Below are 15,821 nucleotides of genomic sequence, written 5' to 3'. Positions count from 1 at the left end.
CGGGAACCCGGAGGGACTCCGCCCCGACTAACTGAGCGGAGTCCCTCTCACCCAAGGAGTCCGTGTGCTGACGAAACGGCCTGCCACCGCTGCCCTGGCAGGGTTGCTCTGCCTGGCCACCGCGGCATGCGGGACCCCGGCTTCCCCGACGGCGAACTCCCCTGGGGACGCGAACGTCCCCGGCTACCCGGTCACGCTCAGGAACTGCGAGCGGACCACCACGTACACCAAGGCGCCGAGCCGGGTGGTCGTCATGAACGGCGCCTCCGTGGCCGAGGTCTCCTCGTTGCTCGCGCTCGGCCTCGGCGACCGTATCGTCGCCAACGAGCAGTCCTACGGACGCTCCGAGGTCCCCGGCCGCGCCGAGGCCATCAGGAAGCTGCCCGACGGGAACCTCACGCTCAACGACGCCTTCGACATCCCCCGCGAGTCCATGGTGGGGCTGCGACCCGACCTCGTGCTGTCCACCACGTCCTACGGCTTCGACGCCAAGAACGGCTTCGCGACCCGCGAGGACCTCACGTCGGTCGGGGCCAACACCTACATCTCGCCGCAGGGGTGCGACCAGGACACCTCGCACATGACGGTCGAGGACAGCTACCGGCTGCTGGCCGACCTGGGGAAGATCTTCCACGTGAGCGATCGGGCCGACCGGATCGTCGCCGCGTCCCGCAAGCGGATCGCCGCCGTGTCAACCAAGGTGAAGGGCAAGGACAGACCCAACGTCATGGTGCTGTTCGCCAACATGTCGATGGGCGGGAACGACTTCAGCTCGATCGCCGCCAACGGCATCTGGAACGACATCCTCGCCAAGGCCGGCGGGCGCAACGCCTTCGCCGCCACCTCCCGGACCACCTTCGCCGACCTCAGCAAGGAGAAGGTCGCCGCCGAGCGGGTCGACGCCCTCGTGGTGATCAGCTACAACGACCCGGACCCTGAGGCGTACGCCCGCAAACTGCTCAAGGAGTTCCCCCAGTGGCCGGCCGCGAAAAACCAGCGCTCGCTCGTACTGTCCGACTCGATCTACCTCGGCCCCAGCAACGACCTGGCCGTGGAGAAGATCGCCAGAATGCTGCACCCGGACGTCTTCTGATACGCCCCGGCAGGCGGAAGCCGCCGCACCCCGCGGCCGTACTGGTCGTCCTCCTGGGCATTCTCGCGGCCGTGATGACGGTGGCGATCAGCATCGGAGCCGTCACCGTTCCCCTGGACCAGGTGTGGGGGATCGTCTGGCACCACGTTTCCGGCGCCGGCGCCCCCGGGGATCCGGTGACCGACCAGATCGTCTGGAACTTCCGCACCCCACGCGTGGTACTGGCAGCTCTGGTGGGCGCGGGTCTGGCGATCTCCGGTGTCGTACTGCAGGCCGTCGTCGCCAACCCGCTCGCCGACCCCTACGTGCTGGGCGTCTCCTCCGGCGCATCGCTCGGCGCCGTCCTGGTCATCACACTCACCACGGGCACCCTCGGCGGGATCGGGGTGTCCTCGGCCGCGTTCCTCGGCGCGGTGGCGGCGGTAGCACTGGTCTTCGTCCTTGGGCAGAAAGGAGGACGGCTTGCGCCCACCCGCCTCGTTCTGTCCGGCGTCGCCGTCGGCTACCTCTTCCTGGCGGCCACCAGCTATCTGCAACTGCGAGCCACGCCGACCGAACTGCGCACGGTGATGTTCTGGATGCTGGGCAGCGTCGCGGGCGCCAAGTGGGACCAACTACCCATCGTCACCACCGTCGTCCTCACCACCACCGTGGCCCTCACCCTTTTCGGCCGACAGCTCAACGCACTGCTCGTCGGCGACGAGTCCGCCACCTCCCTGGGCATCGACGTCCACCGCCTCAGAGCCGTTCTGCTGGTGCTTTCCTCCCTGGTGACCGGTACTGTCATCGCCGTCGCCGGCGGCATCGGCTTCGTCGGCCTGATGATCCCCCACCTGGTGCGCCTGACCACCGGGGCGGACCACCGCAGACTGCTGCCCCAGGCAGCCCTCGTCGGCGCGATCTACCTGGTCGTCGTCGACCTGCTCTCGCGGACCCTCGACCGCCCCAACGAACTGCCCCTGGGCATCCTCACCGCCTTGTTCGGCGCGCCCTTCTTCCTGTGGTTGCTGCGCCGCAACAAGAGCTTGGACACCATATGAAGCTCCGCGTGGAACGTGTCCACATCACCCTCGGTCACCGCCCGGTCCTGCGCGACGTGACCTTGGAGGCCACGCCGGGCGCCGTCGTCGGACTGATCGGCCCCAACGGCAGCGGCAAGTCCACCGTGCTGCGCACCATCTACCGGTCCCTGCGTCCGCAGCGCGGTGTGGTGCGCGTCGACGGCGACGACGTCTGGAGCCTCTCCGCCCGCAGCGCCGCCCGCCGCACGGCGGCGGTCCTCCAGGACGCGGGCGGCGGCCCCACCGGCGTGTGCGTGAGCGACGTCGTCGCACTTGGCCGCACACCGCACCACGGACTGCTCGGCCGTGACGGCGCCGACGACCACCAGGCCGTGGACGAGGCGCTCGACCTGTGCGGGATCCGGCACATGGCCGAGCGCGATGTCACCTCCCTCTCCGGAGGCGAACGCCAGCGCGTACTCCTGGCCCGGGCTCTCGCCCAGCAACCCAGGCTCCTGGTGCTGGACGAGCTCACCAACCACCTGGACATCCGGGCCCGCTTCGAGCTGCTCGACCTCATCCGCTCCACCGGGATCACCACCCTCGCCGTCCTCCACGACCTCGACCTGGCCGCCCGCCTGTGCGACCAGCTCGTGGCACTCCACGCGGGCGAGGTGGTCGCCGCTGGCGCGGTCCTGGATGTCCTGACCCCCGGCCTGCTGCGCGACGTCTTCGGCGTGGCGGCCACCGCCAGCCGCCACGCCGACGGTGTCGTCCGCATCACCTACGGAGCACAGCCGCTCAGCCTGGACCAGGTGCCACAGCCCACGGTCGGCTGACGGGTTGATGGCCGCCCCGTTCCGCGGGCAGGGCACCTGTTCTCCACGTCAGGCGGCGGCTGCTACGGCCGCCGCGTGCGACCGGACGGGCGAGTGAGGTGCGCCGTGACCCGAAGAGGACTCGTCCGCCTCGGCTAGCAGATCCAGCAGCGTCGCGCGTGCCCGGGCCACCCGGGAACGGATCGTTCCCACGGGGCAGGCGGTGATGTGCGCGGCCTCCGCGTACGACAGGCCGAGCATCTGGGTGAGGACGAACGCCTCGCGGCGCTCGTTCGGCAATGCCTCCAACAGGTCGAGCAGGGCGACGCCCTCCTCGAAGCCCGGCACGTCGCACGGCTGGGTGAGTTCGGCCGCCCGCCGCCAGTCGTAGCTGTCGGACAGACGCGGCCGGGAGGCGGTACGGCGGAAGTCGTCGATCACGGCCCGGCGCGCGATGGACAGGAGCCAGGAACGCGCCGAGGACCTCCCTTCGAACCGGTGCAGACTGCCCAGCGCGCGCATGAACGTCTCCTGGGTCAGATCATCGGCCAACTGCGGGTCATCGCTCAGATGGGCGACGTACCGCAGGACGTCGCTGTGCAGGGCGCGGACGAAACGCTCGACTGCGTCCGGGTTGCCGTGGCGGGCCTCCAACGCCCACGCGGTGATGGACTGGTCGGCCGTGTTGGGCCTGTCATGCTTCTTTCGCTGATCGTACAAAGCGGGCAAGGCAGGAGCGAGCACCTGATATTCCTTCACGCATCGTGCGCGAAACGGCGGCACACGGACACGCCGTTCCGGCGATAACGAGACCGCGGCCATGCGCGGGCACGACCGCTTCCCGAGGCGCGGGTGTCCAAGCGCACCCGCGCCTCGGGGAACCGGCTGTTCTAGACGACAGCAGGCCCGAGGGGCGGCCCACGCGAGGTGATGGCGTGAACGAGAAGGAGACGCCGCGGCTCCCTGGACGAACCGCCCCGTCGCACCAGGGCGCGAGGGCCACGGCACGGAGTGGGAAGGATGAGCAACAGGCGCAGCGGTGCCGTCAGCCACGTGGCCGACGCGCGCAGCATGCGGTACGCGAAGTGCTCGCCGTATCCCAGCCACAGACCGCACAGCACAGCGGCCGCCAGGTGGGCCGCGTACATGCCGAGCGGCGACGGCACGCCGATCGGCAGCCAATGCCCCAGGCCGACGGTGGGCCCGTGACCCCGGTGACTCGCATGGGCCATGCCCATGAAGCCCACGTGCACCGAGTGCGCGTGGGCGTCCATGCCGCTCATGTCCATGGAACCCGCGTGAGGCGTCGTGGACCCTGTCGATGGGGATTCCATCGACAGGGGTCGCGTCGAACCGTTACCCGGGACCGCCGGCGGCCCAGTCGGCTGAGCGAGTGAGAACCCCCAGTGGAGTGCTCCTTGAGCAGTGACCACCAAGGAGGTGATCACTGCTCGCCCTCGCTCGCGTCCGGCCAGCGCCCAGCCCGCGCCCCCCGACCCCACGGTTCCGGCCGCCAGCGCCCCCCAGGAGACGGGGCTACCGGACATCACGGTGTGCGCCAGTGCGGCGAGGACCACACATACGGTCGCAAACACCGCGGCCCGTACCGTCCGAACCCACCACCCGGCAGTCATGAGGGCTTCATTCTCGCATCCGAAGTCCGGTCGTTGTCGTGGATCACTCCGTGAATTGGTGCGTCACATTCAACCAGCCGGTTGGCATTGCGAACTTGGAGAAGTGTGGGAACCGAAGGGCGTCCTGGTCTGGGGAGAGGGCCTTGTGCCGGCGGGCGGGCATGACAACCGACGCCACCGCCCCGGACAGCCGCCGATCCCGGGCGCCAAGCGTGCCCTGACTGCTGATCACCGCCGTCGCGGTCTGCGCGGCGACCGAACTCGCATGGTGGCCGCGCCTTCAGCGGCTCCGACGGCGCGCAGTACGCGATCCCGCTCGCCCGGCCCGGCCTCCGACCGGCCCCAGCAACAGGTACTAGTCGGCTGCGCAGCCGGCGCCGAGCAGGTCCGCCCGCTGCTGCCCCCCTCGGTGGGCTCCCTGGCCGCGGTCACCAGCCACGGCGGACTGCCCGGCCTGATCGCCCCGGGCGCGCGTCCGCTGCGGCTGGCGCTGCCGTTCCCGGCGTACGCTCGCGCCGCGCGGGCCCTGCGGATCGGCGCCGAGCGATGGGCCGCCGAGGTGGCCGCGGCTGGCGAGATCAGTGCTTGGTGGGGACGCCTGGCCCTGGCCGTCGTCGCCGAAGGCGTCGGGAGGGAGGAGTTCCCGGATGCGCAGGCCCAGGTGCAAGGTGATGCGGTCCGTCCCGTTGTTCAGATCGAGTCCGGTGATCTTCTGGATCTGCCGCAGCCGGTAGTAGAGCGAGGTGCGGTGGATCCGAAGCGCCTCCGCGGTCCTCGGTATCGATCCGGCCTGCTCCAGGAAGCATCGCAGCGTCGTCTCCAGGAGATGTCTGCCGCTGGACTCCAGCAGGGCGCGCAGCGGATGGGGGAGCAGCGACTCGTTCAGGGCACGGTCCGGCAGTTGCAGGAGCACGGCGAACTCACCGAGCTCCTCCCAGGAGCCGATGCCCTTCAGCTCGGGCATCCGGCGTGCCGCGCGCACCGCGACGAGTGCCTGCTCGTAGGAGGTCCACGCGTCGGAGAGGCCCGTCTGATGACCGCCGATGCCGATGACGGGAGCGGCTGAGGCGTCCAGATAGGTGCCGAGGGCTTCCAGGACGCGGGTGGACTGCTGCCGGAGCGCTTCTTGACCCAACGGCCGGTCGGCGAGCTGGAGCAGGACGGCTCGGTCCGAGGTGACCGCGAACGCGCGGGGCGCCGATCGGGTACGGGCGAGCCCCTCCAGTGCCCCGCGCAGCGCGGTCCCCACCTGCCCGGGGGAAGCGTGGGAGCGTGTCACCTGCACGATGCTGACCACCGCGTGGGGGGCGTCCGCGAGCAGCGCCTCGTCCAGGAGCCGCCTTCGGGACTCGGCGCGCGCTGCCGGGCTCGAGCCCAGCAGCGCCAGGAGAAGCTCCTGCTCCCTGGTCTTCTCGGCGTCGGCCAGGACGTGATCGGCGTACATCTGGGCGGCGATGGCGGGTGTTGCCCGGGCGATGGCCTCGGTTTCCTCCGGAGTCAGGGACGCGTCCGGCGCGATCACCATCAGCAGACCGAGGAAGTGCCCGCGCTCACGCAGCGGCACGCAGTAGCGAGGGAGCAGCCCGAGATCGTCCCGGCCCTTGAGGAAACCCGGCTTGGACCACCGGGCCACACCCTGGTCGAGGACGTGCCGGGTGACGTCGCCGCTCGCCCGTCCCTGGAGAAGGCTGTGGATGCGCGTCGGGTCCGCGTCATCGAAGTGGCGGCTCGAACAGATGAGTCTGACCAGCGGGTCGTCCAGGGCCACGGACCGGCGGAGCGACTCCGCGAGTTCCTCGATCAGTTCCTGTAGCGCGGCAGTGCCGACGGGGGCTCGCCGCAACGGATCGGTCATGGCAGTCCTCCTTCGTGGTCTTCTCTGTGCGACACGGGACGGTCGGCCCGGATCGCGCGCCGGCCCGCCAGGCACCGGTCTCGAAACCCGGACCGCTCCGGTCCCGCATGTCCTTCGGCCACGGTGGCACTGCCGCGATGCCCCACAGTGCAAGGCTCTTGCCCGTGTCCGCAGGGAATGCCGGGCCGCCGCGCATCCGCAGCCGAACTACCTCAGGCTGATCCGGTGACTCGCTGCCCGGTCGTGTCACACGGCACCGCCCCGGTCGCGAACGGATGCGTCGCCCCAGGGCCTGGTACGCACCCGCGTCGGCGGATCCACTTCCGACATGGGGTACCTGCCCGGTCGGCCGCGGGCGCGCCGGTCGCCCCTTCCAGTGGTCCGTGAATCCGCCTGCGTAGGAGTGCTTGTGCAAGAAGACGTCCAGGTTCCGTGGGGGACGCCCGTCCTCGGCCGGCAGACGCGTGCCTTCCTCGAGTCCTGTCCGTGGCCTGTCTCCTCGCACGCCGGCAGCGCCGCATCGAGGGCGCGTATGGCCGCCTACTGGAATGGCGGCGGCCGGGAGGAGCCCGATGTCGAGGAGGAGTGGCTGGCCTTGCCGGGAAGCGGGGGGAATCGCATCCGGGTGAGGATCGTGCGCCCCGCGGGGGCCTGTGAGCCGCTGCCCGTGGTGCTCTATCTGCATGGATTCGGCTGGATGCTGACCGATGCCCATGCCCATCGGCGACTGGTGGTGGACCTGGTGCTGGGGGCGGACGCGGCCGTGGTGATCCCCGAGCACGACGTGCCCCGGCACGCTCGCCACCCGGAGGCCGTCGAGCGGGCGTACGCCATAGCCCAGTGGATAGCCCGGCACGGGGCGGGACGCGGACTGGACGGGACCAGGATCGCGGTCGCCGGTGCCAGTGCGGGCGCCCAGTACGCGGCCGCGCTCACCCTCGTGGCGCGCAAGCGCCGCGGCCCGCGCTTCCGCCACCAGGCGCTGGTCTGCCCGGTGACCGACGCGGCGATGGACACCCCTTCCTATCGCCGGTTCGCGGAAGGGTACTTCCTGAGCCGCGCCGCCATGCGAGACTACTGGCAGCAGTACGCACCGGACCCGCGGGACCGCGCACAGGACACCGTCTCACCGCTGCGTGCGCCCACCCGCTGTCTCGTGGGTCTGCCGCCCACGCTCCTCATCACCGCCGAGGCCGATGTGCTCCGTGACGAGGGTGAGGCCTATGCGGCACGGTTGAGGCAGGCGGACGTCCCGGTCGTGTCGATCCGCTATCACGGCACGATTCACGGATTCGTCCTGTTCGATCTGCTCCGCGGCACGGAGGCGTCCAGGGCGGCCCGTATCCAGCTGACCGATACCCTGCACACCGCCCTGCACGCGGTGTGACGTCGCCCGGCACCTGCGCGAGTTCCTTCGGGCGGGCATCTCCGGCGCGGTTCGAGCGGATCACTCGGGCCCGTTCACGGTGATGGCGCCGCCAAGCCGCCGACATTCGCTCGGGGACACCCCGTAGGCGGCCTGAAAACGGCGGCTGAAGTGACTCGGGCTGCTGAACCCGCACCGGGCGGAGACCGCGGCGATGGTCAGGCGGTCATAACGGGCAGAGGCCAGCATGCGCCGTGCCTTACCGAGTCGCTCCTCGATGAGCCACTGCTCCAGGCTGATCCCTGCCCCGCTGAGCAGGGAGTAGAGCCGGCGAAGTGAGACGGCGTGCTCCGCCGCGATCCGCTCGGGCGTCAGGTCGCGGTCCGCGAGGTGCGACCGCGCGTAGGCCATGATCCGCGTGAGGAGGGTGTCGTCCATGGTCGACCTGACCTCGACGGTCTCTTCGGCGTGCGCGGCCGAGACGAGCAACGCGCGTACGAGTTCCGTCGTGGCGGAGGCCAGAGCCTCCGCGCCGGGATCGGCCTCCAGGCGGCCGGGGTCGCGCCACATTCCGCGCAGATGCTGGAGAACCAGGTCATAGAGTGGGCTGGCCCGCAACTGAAGGGACGCTCTCGTCACCGCGTCCACCGGCACGCCCAGGCGGTGCATGTCGAACATGATGGATCGGGATGCCCCGTCGCCGGACCAGCCGTACACGCGGGGCGACAACTCATGGAAGACGCAGATGTCGTCGAAGCCCAGGAACGCCTGCCGGCCGGAGACCTCGGCCCGGTGGACGCCCAGGGGCTGGAGCGAGACCGAGACCACGGGACGGCTCCTGTGGTGGCGTACGTGTGTGGCCGTGCGCCGTACCTCAAAGCCGGAATTCCGGGTGGCGAAGAGGTCCAATCCGCCAACGCGCCACATTTCCATACGTGCGTGGATGCCGGTCTCCGGCTCCTCGTGCGAGACGTCGTTGGGTACCAGCGAATCCGTCAACGCGTGATGGAATGCCTCCACTCGCTCACGAGGTGCCACGGTGTTGAGATCGAGCAGCAGCACACAGCCTCCCAGGGAAACAGCTCTCAGCCATTCTGCCCCATCGATGAGCACCACCGACCATGACAATGCGCAGGTCGGAGGCGTGCGCCGCCGGTCCTGCGGCCAAGTGCCAGAAGAGGCCGGCTTTTCCGTCCGCGCCCTCTTCTTGTCCGGGAGCGCACAGCGCTGTTTTCGGTGGACCCGGGAAAGGAGAGGGCACCGGTACTTTTGCTCCGTCACCGCCGCGAGCGGCTGGTGCGGCTCGGATCCCGGGAATGACCGAACCCCGCTCGCGGGTCCGCGGTCATACCGGCACAGCGCCCGGACGTCGGCCCGGCACCTGCCGAACGGACCGATCCCTGGAGAATGCGCCGTGACGGAAACACTCGCATCCGACATGCGTCACGTACTTCAGGAGCCGGCTTGTCCCGTACCCATCCTCGCAAGTTCTCCCGTTCGGAGACCACACGGGCTGAGGCGTTCAGTGACGGGGTGTTCGCGATCGCCGTCACGCTGCTGGTCCTCAACCTCGCCGACCCGCCGCACAAGCCGGGCGGCCTCGGCCGCGCTCTGCTGGCCCAGTGGCCCGCCTATCTCGGCTATCTGGCGTCCTTCGGCTATGTCGCGGTGATCTGGCTCAACCACCACCAGGCGTTCGTCCGCATCAGGGCCATGGACCGCGGACTCCATGCCGCCAACCTGCTTCTCCTGCTCACCACGGCGGCACTCTCCTTTCCCACGGCGGTGGTCGCGGACGCACTGCAAAGCGACCTGGCGGACTCCGACGCGAGAGTGGCCGTCGCGCTGTACGCCGGCCTCGCCGCGGCGATGTGCCTGAGCTGGGTGGCCCTCTACCAGCAGATGGCCCGGCGACCCGAACTGCTGGACCCCGACGTGGAGACGACCTACGTACGGCACGGACTGCTGCGCTCGTGGGCCGGAGCCCTCGCCTACACCGGCGCCGGGCTTCTCGGCGTGTTGGCCACACCGCTGCTGGCGATCGCGGTGTTCGTGCTCCTCCCGGTCTTCTACTTCGTCACCAGCGAAGGACTGCCCAGTGGGCGGGACGGCTCCTCGTGACGGGGCGGCATCCCACGGGGCTTCCCGGACGGTGGGCCGCGGGCGGGGCGAGGGCACGACGTACCGGCACGGGCTCCGACGGCGATCAGAAACACAGGAGTGCGCTGAGGTGCCAACCCCTGGGCACGGGGAGCACAGGCGGTCGGCCGGATCGGCCATAGCTTCGGGGGGTGCCGAGCCGCCGAGGCGGCGGGCGCGCCATCGACGCTCCGAAAGGACCCCTCATGTTCGACATCGCCAAGGTGCAGGCCGCCCCGAGCGCGGACCTGATCACGCCCGACAACGCGGTCATGCTCTTCGTCGACCACCAGCCGCAGATGTTCTTCGGAACCGGCAGCGGTGACCGCGCCGCCATCATCAACAGCACCGTGGGCCTGGCGAAGGCGGCTCGGGCCTTCGATGTGCCGGCCGTCCTGACCACCGTCGCCGCCGAGTCGTTCTCCGGGCCCCTGCTGCCGCAGCTCGCCGAGGTGTTCCCCGAGCACGAGGCCATCGACCGCACCACCATGAACGCCTGGGAGGACGAGGCGCTCGTGGCGGCGGTCAAGGCGACCGGGCGCAAGAAGATCATCCTGTCGGGTCTGTGGACCGAGGTCTGCCTGGTGCTGCCCGCGCTCTCGGCGCTGGAGCAGGGCTACGAGGTGTACGTCGTCGCCGACGCCTCCGGCGGCGTCAGCCCGGCCGCCCACGAGCACGCCCTCCAGCGGATGGTGGCCGCCGGCGCCGTCCCGGTGACCTGGGTCCAGGTCCTCCTCGAGCTCCAGCGCGACTGGGCGCGCCAGGAGACGTACGGCGCGGTCATGGACATCGTCAAGGCCCACGCGGGTGCGTACGGCCTGGGCGTCGTGTACGCGCAGAGCGTCATCGGCGCGCACGCGGCCGGCTGACGTCCGTGAACACCGGCATTCTGATCCTGCGTCTGCTGGTGGGACTGCTCGTGGCCGGCCATGGGGTGCAGAAGATCAGCTCGCACCTGGGCGGCAGGGGGCTGGAGGGCGGCACCGAGGAGTTCCGCGCCGACGGTTTCCGCGGCGGAGCCCTCACCGCCCTGGCGGCAGGCGGCGGCCAGATCGGCTCAGGTCTGCTGCTGGCCGGAGGCCTTCTGACCCCGCTCGCCGCGACAGGGGCCATCGGTGTCATGACCGTCGCCCTCACGGTGAAGTGGGGCCACGGCCTGTGGGTGCAGAACGACGGATACGAGTACCCGCTCGTCCTCATCGGCACCGCCGCCGCTCTGGCCGCCACCGGACCCGGTTCCTGGTCCCTCGACGCGGCCCTCGGCCTCACGCCGTACCCGTTGTGGTGGGCGGCCCTCGCACTGGTGGCCGGCCTCGGCAGCGGGTTGCTCACCCGGCTCGTCCTGCACCGGCCGTCCTCGGCCGCGACGGGGACCGCCGCCCCGGGCGAGCGCTGAGCGCGAAGCCGCGGAGACCGGGTCCGGCCGCCCGGTGTCCCCGCCCGGGCGGCCGGGCCCTCCCACTTCTGTCCCGACCATGGAGTACTCGATGGAAACCGCGATCACTGCCTCCGGCACCGAACCCACCGCCACGTCCCCGACCGGCGGCGGCCAGCCGCTGCTGCACCAGAAGGGTGCCGAGACCCAGGCCTTCGGCACGCTCAGGCAGCTGCCGATCGGCCTTGGCCACGACACCCGCAGGTACGCCTGCCAGCGGCTGAACCGCGTCCTCGCCGACACGCAGATCCTCTACTCCCTGTACAAGAAGCACCACTGGCTCCTGCGCGGGGCGACCTTCTACTCGCTGCACCTGATGCTGGACAAGCACGCGGAGGCCCAACTGGCCATCGTGGACGCGCTGGCCGAACGGGTCCAGAGCCTGGGCGGCGTCGCCGTCGCGGACCCGCGCCACGTCGCGGAGCTGACGTCCGTTCCCCGCCCGCCGGACGGGGTGGAGAAGGTCCCCGTCATGCTGTCGCGGCTCCTCGACGCGCACGAGCGGATCCTGATCGACGCGCGGGACGCCGCCGCCAGGCTCTCGAAGGAGGGCGACGAGGGCAGCACCGACCTGCTCGTGTCCGAGGTCATCCGCACCGGTGAGGCGCAGGTGTGGTTCCTGGCCGAGCACCTCGTGGACACCCCTTTGGTCCGCGGCTGACAGACGACTCACACGGCGAAGTCGCGGGCGGCGGCAGAGCGCCCGCCCCACCTCGTACATCCCCTCGAAGGAGAACTCCCCCCATGAAGAATCGGCCGGTACTCGAACCCGCCGCCGAGGCCTTCGCCGGCGCCACCGCGCAGCCGCCGTTCCTCTACCAGATCCCCGTGGCCGACGGCCGCAAGGCCGTGGACGACGTCCAAAGCGGTGACGGCGTCCCGCTGCCCGAGGTCGACGAGGACTGGGTCACCGTCGACGGCGGCCCGACCGGCGACGTCCGCGCCCGGATCGTGCGCCCCCGGGGAGCCACCGGCTCCCTCCCGGTCATCCTCTACATCCACGGCGCGGGCTGGGTCTTCGGCAATGCCCACACCCACGACCGGCTCGTCCGCGAGCTCGCCGTCGGCACCGGGGCGGCCGTGGTCTTCCCCGAGTACGACCTGTCGCCCGAGGCCCGCTACCCCGTGGCCATCGAGCAGAACTACGGCGTCGCCCGGTGGATCGCCCGCGAGGGGCACCACCAGGACCTCGACGGCACCCGGATCGCCGTCGCGGGCGACTCCGTCGGCGGCAACATGGCCGCGGCCCTCACCCTCATGGCCAAGCAGCGCGGCGATGTCCGCCTCACCCACCAGGTCCTCTTCTACCCGGTCACCGACGCGAGCTTCGAGACCGACTCGTACCACCAGTTCGCCGAGGGCTACTTCCTGCGCCGCGATGCCATGAAGTGGTTCTGGGACCAGTACACGACCGAAGAGGCCGAGCGGGCCCAGATCACCGCCTCACCGCTGCGCGCCACCGCCGAGCAACTCGCCGACCTGCCGCCCGCCCTGGTCATCACCGCCGAGGCCGACGTCCTGCGCGACGAGGGCGAGGCGTACGCGGCGAAGCTCCGCGCCGCCGGCGTCCCCGTCACCGCCCTGCGCGTCCAGGGGGCCATCCACGACTTCGTCATGCTGAACGCACTGCGCCAGACGCAGGGCGCGGAGCTCGCCATCCGCGTCGCCACCGACACCCTGCGCGAGGCCCTCGCATGACCGGGCCGTCGGCGAGCATGCCGGTGGCGGGCCTCGTTCCCGCCCCGCGGCGCGAACCCGCCCAGGCCGACCTCCTCATCCGCAACGCGAAGGTGTTCACCGGTGACGCCGGCCGCCCGCAGGCCCGTGCCGTCGCCATCCGCGACGGCCGGGTGGCGGCCCTCGGCGACGACCACGACCTCGCCCACCTCGTCGGGCCGGGCACCCGGGTCGTCGACGCTCTCGGCCGCAGGGTGATCCCCGGCCTGAACGACTCCCATCTGCACGTCATCCGGGGCGGTCTGAACTACGTCCTGGAGCTGCGCTGGGACGGGGTGCGCAGCCTGCGTCACGCCCTGGCCATGCTGCGCGAGCAGGCCGGCCGCACCCCCAAGGGGCAGTGGATCCGGGTCGTCGGCGGCTGGACCGCCGAGCAGTTCGCCGAGCGCAGGATGCCGACGGTCGCCGAGCTGAACGCCGCCGCCCCCGACACCCCGGTCTTCGTCCTGCACCTGTACCAGTCGGCCCTGATGAACCGGGCCGCGGTGCGGGCCGCCGGTTTCACCCGCGAGACCCCCGATCCCCGCGGAGGCCAGATCGTACGGGGCCGGGACGGCGAACCGAACGGCGTCCTCCTCGCGGCACCGAGCGCTCTGGTCCTGTACTCGACGCTGGCCAAGGCACCGGCCCTCGACGAGGCCGACAAGCGGACCTCGACGCGGCACTTCCTGCGTGAGCTGAACCGCTTCGGCCTCACCTCCGCGGTCGACGCCGCGGGCGGCTTCCAGAACTTCCCCGACAACTACGGCACGGTCGTCGACCTCGCCAGTTCAGGGGAGTTGTCCCTGCGGATCGCCTACCACCTCTTCCCGCAGACGGCCGGACAGGAGCTCGCCGACCTGAAGCGCTGGACCGAGATGGTCAAGCCCGGGGACGGGGACGAGTGGCTGCGGCTGAACGGCGCGGGCGAGAACCTGACCTGGGCCGCCGCCGACTTCGAGAACTTCTCCGAGCCCCGGCCCGAGCTCGCCGCCGGGTACGAGGCCGAGTTCGAGAAGGCCGTCCGGCTCCTGCTGGAGAACGGCTGGGGCTTCCGGCTCCACGCGACCTATGACGAGACGATCCGCCGCGACCTGGCCGTCTTCGAGAAACTCGCGGCGGAGGGACTGTTCCCCGGCGGCAACCGCTGGCTCTTCGACCACGCGGAGACCGTCTCGGCCGGCAGCCTCGACCGGATCGCGGCCCTCGGCGGCGCCCTGTCGATCCAGAACCGCATGTCCTTCCAGGGCACCGCGTTCCGCGACCGCTACGGTGCCGAGGCCGCCGCCCACACCCCACCGGTCCGCGCCATGCTCGACCGGGGTCTGACCGTCGCCGCCGGAACGGACGCCACCCGCGTCTCCTCGTACAACCCGTGGGTCGCGCTGCACTGGCTGGTGACCGGGCGCACCGTCGGCGGCACCGCGCTCTACCCGGCCGAGAACCTGGTCAGCCGGGAGACCGCCCTGGGCCTCTACACCCGCGGCGGAGCGCTGCTCACCGGCGAGCAGGACGTCAAGGGAACCCTGCGGGAGGGCTGTTACGGCGACCTCGCCATCCTGTCGGACGACTACCTCACCGTGCCCGAGGCCGTCATTCCCGACATCGAGTCCGTCCTCACCGTCGTCGGCGGTCGCATCGTCTACGCGAGCGCGGAGTACGAGGGACTCGACGAGGCCGTTCCACCCATCCGGCCGGAGTGGAGTCCGGTGGCCCGTTTCGGCGGCTACCAGGGGGGTGCCCGTCAGGCGTCGTTGCTGGCCGAGGCCGTCGCAGAGTCCGAGCAGCACCGCCGGTGGCGCGTGGACCGCGGCTCCGCCGCCGATACGCCGCCGTCGTTCCTCGACCCCTGCTTCGAGCACTGAAAGAGAGAGCGCACGTGAGTAAAGCCTCCTCCGCCACCGGCGGCGGCGACGCAGCACCGGCCGACCGGCCGGACGCTGCCCCGGAACGCCGTTTCGAACCGGATCTGCGGTCCATGACCCGGATCACTCTGCGTCCCATCGCCTCGCCCATGCCGCTGGGTTTCTTCACGGTGGCGATCGCCTCCGTGATGACGGGGTGCATGCAGCTCGGGATCTTCGAGGCCGAGGCCCGCGGAGCCGTCGCCCTGTGCGTGCTGCCCGCCTTCGTCCTGCAACTCCTGGTGAGCGTTCTGGCCTTCGGCGCCCGCGATGTGATCGCGGCGACGCTCATGGGCGTGTTCGCCGGCAGCTGGCTGGCCTACGCGCTCGTGATGTTCAGCGGCGCGGCCGAAGGCCTGCGGGTGCTGGGCGTGTTCAACCTGGCGTTCCTGTGCTTCGGGGCGCTGATGACCACCGTGACCCGGCCCAAGCGCGCGCTGTGGTGGGTGCTGGTGGTCTCCCTGCCCCGCTGGGCGGCCACCGGCCTGTCGGGGCTCACCGGCGCCGAATGGCTGACGCGCACCTCCGGGGCCCTTGGCATCCTGGTGGCACTGGTCGCGATGTACGCGGCATTCGCCCTGATGCTGGAGGACATGCGCAGCGAGGAGGTCCTGCCCATCGGCCGCAGCGGTCCCGCGTACACCGCCATGGAAGGCGGTCTGACCGTCCAGCTGCGCAATCTGGAACGCCAGGCGGGTGTGCGCCGCACGCTCTGAACGCCTGGGGACCCCGCACGGGGGACACCGCCGGAGGGGGTGAGATCATGGGTGAGCTGCGGCGACGCGCTTCCCCGGCTCTCGCCCCTCCGGTGCGTGCGGGGAGCGGCACGGCCGCCGCGCGCCGACCCGCCCTCAGAATCG

At 70.9% G+C, this 15,821-nt stretch carries 15 protein-coding genes; 11 read left to right on the top strand and 4 right to left on the bottom strand.

Annotated features, from left to right (window positions below; all coding sequences use genetic code 11):
- Window positions 1–64 precede the first annotated feature (64 nt).
- The 3 genes from E4099_RS01465 (at window position 65) to E4099_RS01455 (ending at window position 2,933) form a co-directional block, all read left to right on the top strand.
- Window positions 65–1,093 carry an ABC transporter substrate-binding protein gene (locus tag E4099_RS01465; RefSeq protein ID WP_135337037.1) on the top strand — a complete coding sequence of 343 codons (1,029 nt, stop codon included), beginning with the start codon at window positions 65–67 and terminating at the stop codon, window positions 1,091–1,093.
- A gap of 74 nt (window positions 1,094–1,167) precedes the next feature.
- The gene (locus E4099_RS01460) at window positions 1,168–2,133 is read left to right on the top strand and encodes a FecCD family ABC transporter permease (protein ID WP_135337036.1); all 966 of its coding nucleotides are present in this window, start codon (window positions 1,168–1,170) and stop codon (window positions 2,131–2,133) included.
- Window positions 2,130–2,933 (top strand): ABC transporter ATP-binding protein, encoded by an 804-nt coding sequence (locus E4099_RS01455; protein ID WP_135337035.1) that lies wholly within the window; start codon window positions 2,130–2,132, stop codon window positions 2,931–2,933. Before E4099_RS01460 ends, E4099_RS01455 begins: the two co-directional genes overlap by 4 nt.
- A 48-nt stretch (window positions 2,934–2,981) precedes the next feature.
- Here E4099_RS01455 and E4099_RS01450 read toward each other — a convergent pair whose 3' ends face one another.
- From E4099_RS01450 to E4099_RS01440, 3 genes are all read right to left on the bottom strand, one after another.
- Window positions 2,982–3,656, bottom strand: coding sequence for a sigma-70 family RNA polymerase sigma factor (locus tag E4099_RS01450; RefSeq protein WP_245244485.1), 675 nt, complete (start codon window positions 3,654–3,656; stop codon window positions 2,982–2,984).
- Between the two features lie 146 nt (window positions 3,657–3,802).
- Window positions 3,803–4,201: a hypothetical protein gene (locus E4099_RS34995; RefSeq protein WP_342451897.1), complete on the bottom strand. Its 399-nt coding sequence runs from the start codon at window positions 4,199–4,201 to the stop codon at window positions 3,803–3,805.
- Window positions 4,202–4,901: 700 nt separating this feature from the next.
- Window positions 4,902–6,401, bottom strand: a complete 1,500-nt coding sequence (locus E4099_RS01440) for a PucR family transcriptional regulator (protein WP_135337032.1) — start codon at window positions 6,399–6,401, stop codon at window positions 4,902–4,904.
- 409 nt (window positions 6,402–6,810) lie between these two features.
- Here E4099_RS01440 and E4099_RS01435 point away from each other — a divergent pair, with 409 nt between their 5' ends.
- A complete protein-coding gene (locus E4099_RS01435; protein ID WP_135337031.1) occupies window positions 6,811–7,788 on the top strand; it encodes an alpha/beta hydrolase in 978 nt (325 codons plus the stop codon).
- A 60-nt stretch (window positions 7,789–7,848) separates the two neighbouring features.
- Here the strand turns inward: E4099_RS01435 and E4099_RS01430 are convergent, their stop codons facing one another.
- Window positions 7,849–8,883 carry a helix-turn-helix transcriptional regulator gene (locus E4099_RS01430; RefSeq protein ID WP_245244481.1) on the bottom strand — a complete coding sequence of 345 codons (1,035 nt, stop codon included), beginning with the start codon at window positions 8,881–8,883 and terminating at the stop codon, window positions 7,849–7,851.
- Between the two features lie 348 nt (window positions 8,884–9,231).
- Between E4099_RS01430 and E4099_RS01425 the strand changes: the two genes are divergently transcribed.
- The 7 genes from E4099_RS01425 (at window position 9,232) to E4099_RS01395 (ending at window position 15,677) form a co-directional block, all read left to right on the top strand.
- Complete coding sequence (locus tag E4099_RS01425; protein ID WP_135337030.1) at window positions 9,232–9,888, top strand: TMEM175 family protein; 657 nt, start codon at window positions 9,232–9,234, stop codon at window positions 9,886–9,888.
- A gap of 224 nt (window positions 9,889–10,112) precedes the next feature.
- The gene (locus tag E4099_RS01420) at window positions 10,113–10,775 is read left to right on the top strand and encodes a hydrolase (protein ID WP_135337029.1); all 663 of its coding nucleotides are present in this window, start codon (window positions 10,113–10,115) and stop codon (window positions 10,773–10,775) included.
- 5 nt (window positions 10,776–10,780) lie between these two features.
- Window positions 10,781–11,302, top strand: a complete 522-nt coding sequence (locus tag E4099_RS01415) for a DoxX family protein (protein WP_135337028.1) — start codon at window positions 10,781–10,783, stop codon at window positions 11,300–11,302.
- 91 nt (window positions 11,303–11,393) lie between these two features.
- Window positions 11,394–12,002 carry a Dps family protein gene (locus E4099_RS01410; RefSeq protein WP_135337027.1) on the top strand — a complete coding sequence of 203 codons (609 nt, stop codon included), beginning with the start codon at window positions 11,394–11,396 and terminating at the stop codon, window positions 12,000–12,002.
- Window positions 12,003–12,085: 83 nt separating this feature from the next.
- Complete coding sequence (locus tag E4099_RS01405; protein WP_135337026.1) at window positions 12,086–13,039, top strand: alpha/beta hydrolase; 954 nt, start codon at window positions 12,086–12,088, stop codon at window positions 13,037–13,039.
- A complete protein-coding gene (locus tag E4099_RS01400) occupies window positions 13,036–14,922 on the top strand; it encodes an amidohydrolase (RefSeq protein ID WP_135337025.1) in 1,887 nt (628 codons plus the stop codon). The genes E4099_RS01405 and E4099_RS01400 overlap by 4 nt, the downstream gene beginning before the upstream one ends.
- Before the next feature lie 14 nt (window positions 14,923–14,936).
- A complete protein-coding gene (locus tag E4099_RS01395; RefSeq protein WP_245244478.1) occupies window positions 14,937–15,677 on the top strand; it encodes a GPR1/FUN34/YaaH family transporter in 741 nt (246 codons plus the stop codon).
- The last annotated feature ends 144 nt before the right edge of the window (window positions 15,678–15,821 follow it).

It is taken from the genome of Streptomyces palmae, assembly GCF_004684805.1.
GTDB classification, from domain to species: Bacteria; Actinomycetota; Actinomycetes; order Streptomycetales; family Streptomycetaceae; genus Streptomyces; species Streptomyces palmae.
This window is presented reverse-complemented; position numbering and strand designations above follow the sequence as displayed.

Coding starts and splice junctions, on each gene's coding strand:
- E4099_RS34995 (WP_342451897.1), bottom strand. CDS start 4,201: ATGGACATGAGCGGCATGGACGCCCACGCGCACTCGGTGCACGTGGGC.
- E4099_RS01405 (WP_135337026.1), top strand. CDS start 12,086: ATGAAGAATCGGCCGGTACTCGAACCCGCCGCCGAGGCCTTCGCCGGC.
- E4099_RS01400 (WP_135337025.1), top strand. CDS start 13,036: ATGACCGGGCCGTCGGCGAGCATGCCGGTGGCGGGCCTCGTTCCCGCC.
- E4099_RS01410 (WP_135337027.1), top strand. CDS start 11,394: ATGGAAACCGCGATCACTGCCTCCGGCACCGAACCCACCGCCACGTCC.
- E4099_RS01455 (WP_135337035.1), top strand. CDS start 2,130: ATGAAGCTCCGCGTGGAACGTGTCCACATCACCCTCGGTCACCGCCCG.
- E4099_RS01460 (WP_135337036.1), top strand. CDS start 1,168: ATGACGGTGGCGATCAGCATCGGAGCCGTCACCGTTCCCCTGGACCAG.
- E4099_RS01420 (WP_135337029.1), top strand. CDS start 10,113: ATGTTCGACATCGCCAAGGTGCAGGCCGCCCCGAGCGCGGACCTGATC.
- E4099_RS01440 (WP_135337032.1), bottom strand. CDS start 6,401: ATGACCGATCCGTTGCGGCGAGCCCCCGTCGGCACTGCCGCGCTACAG.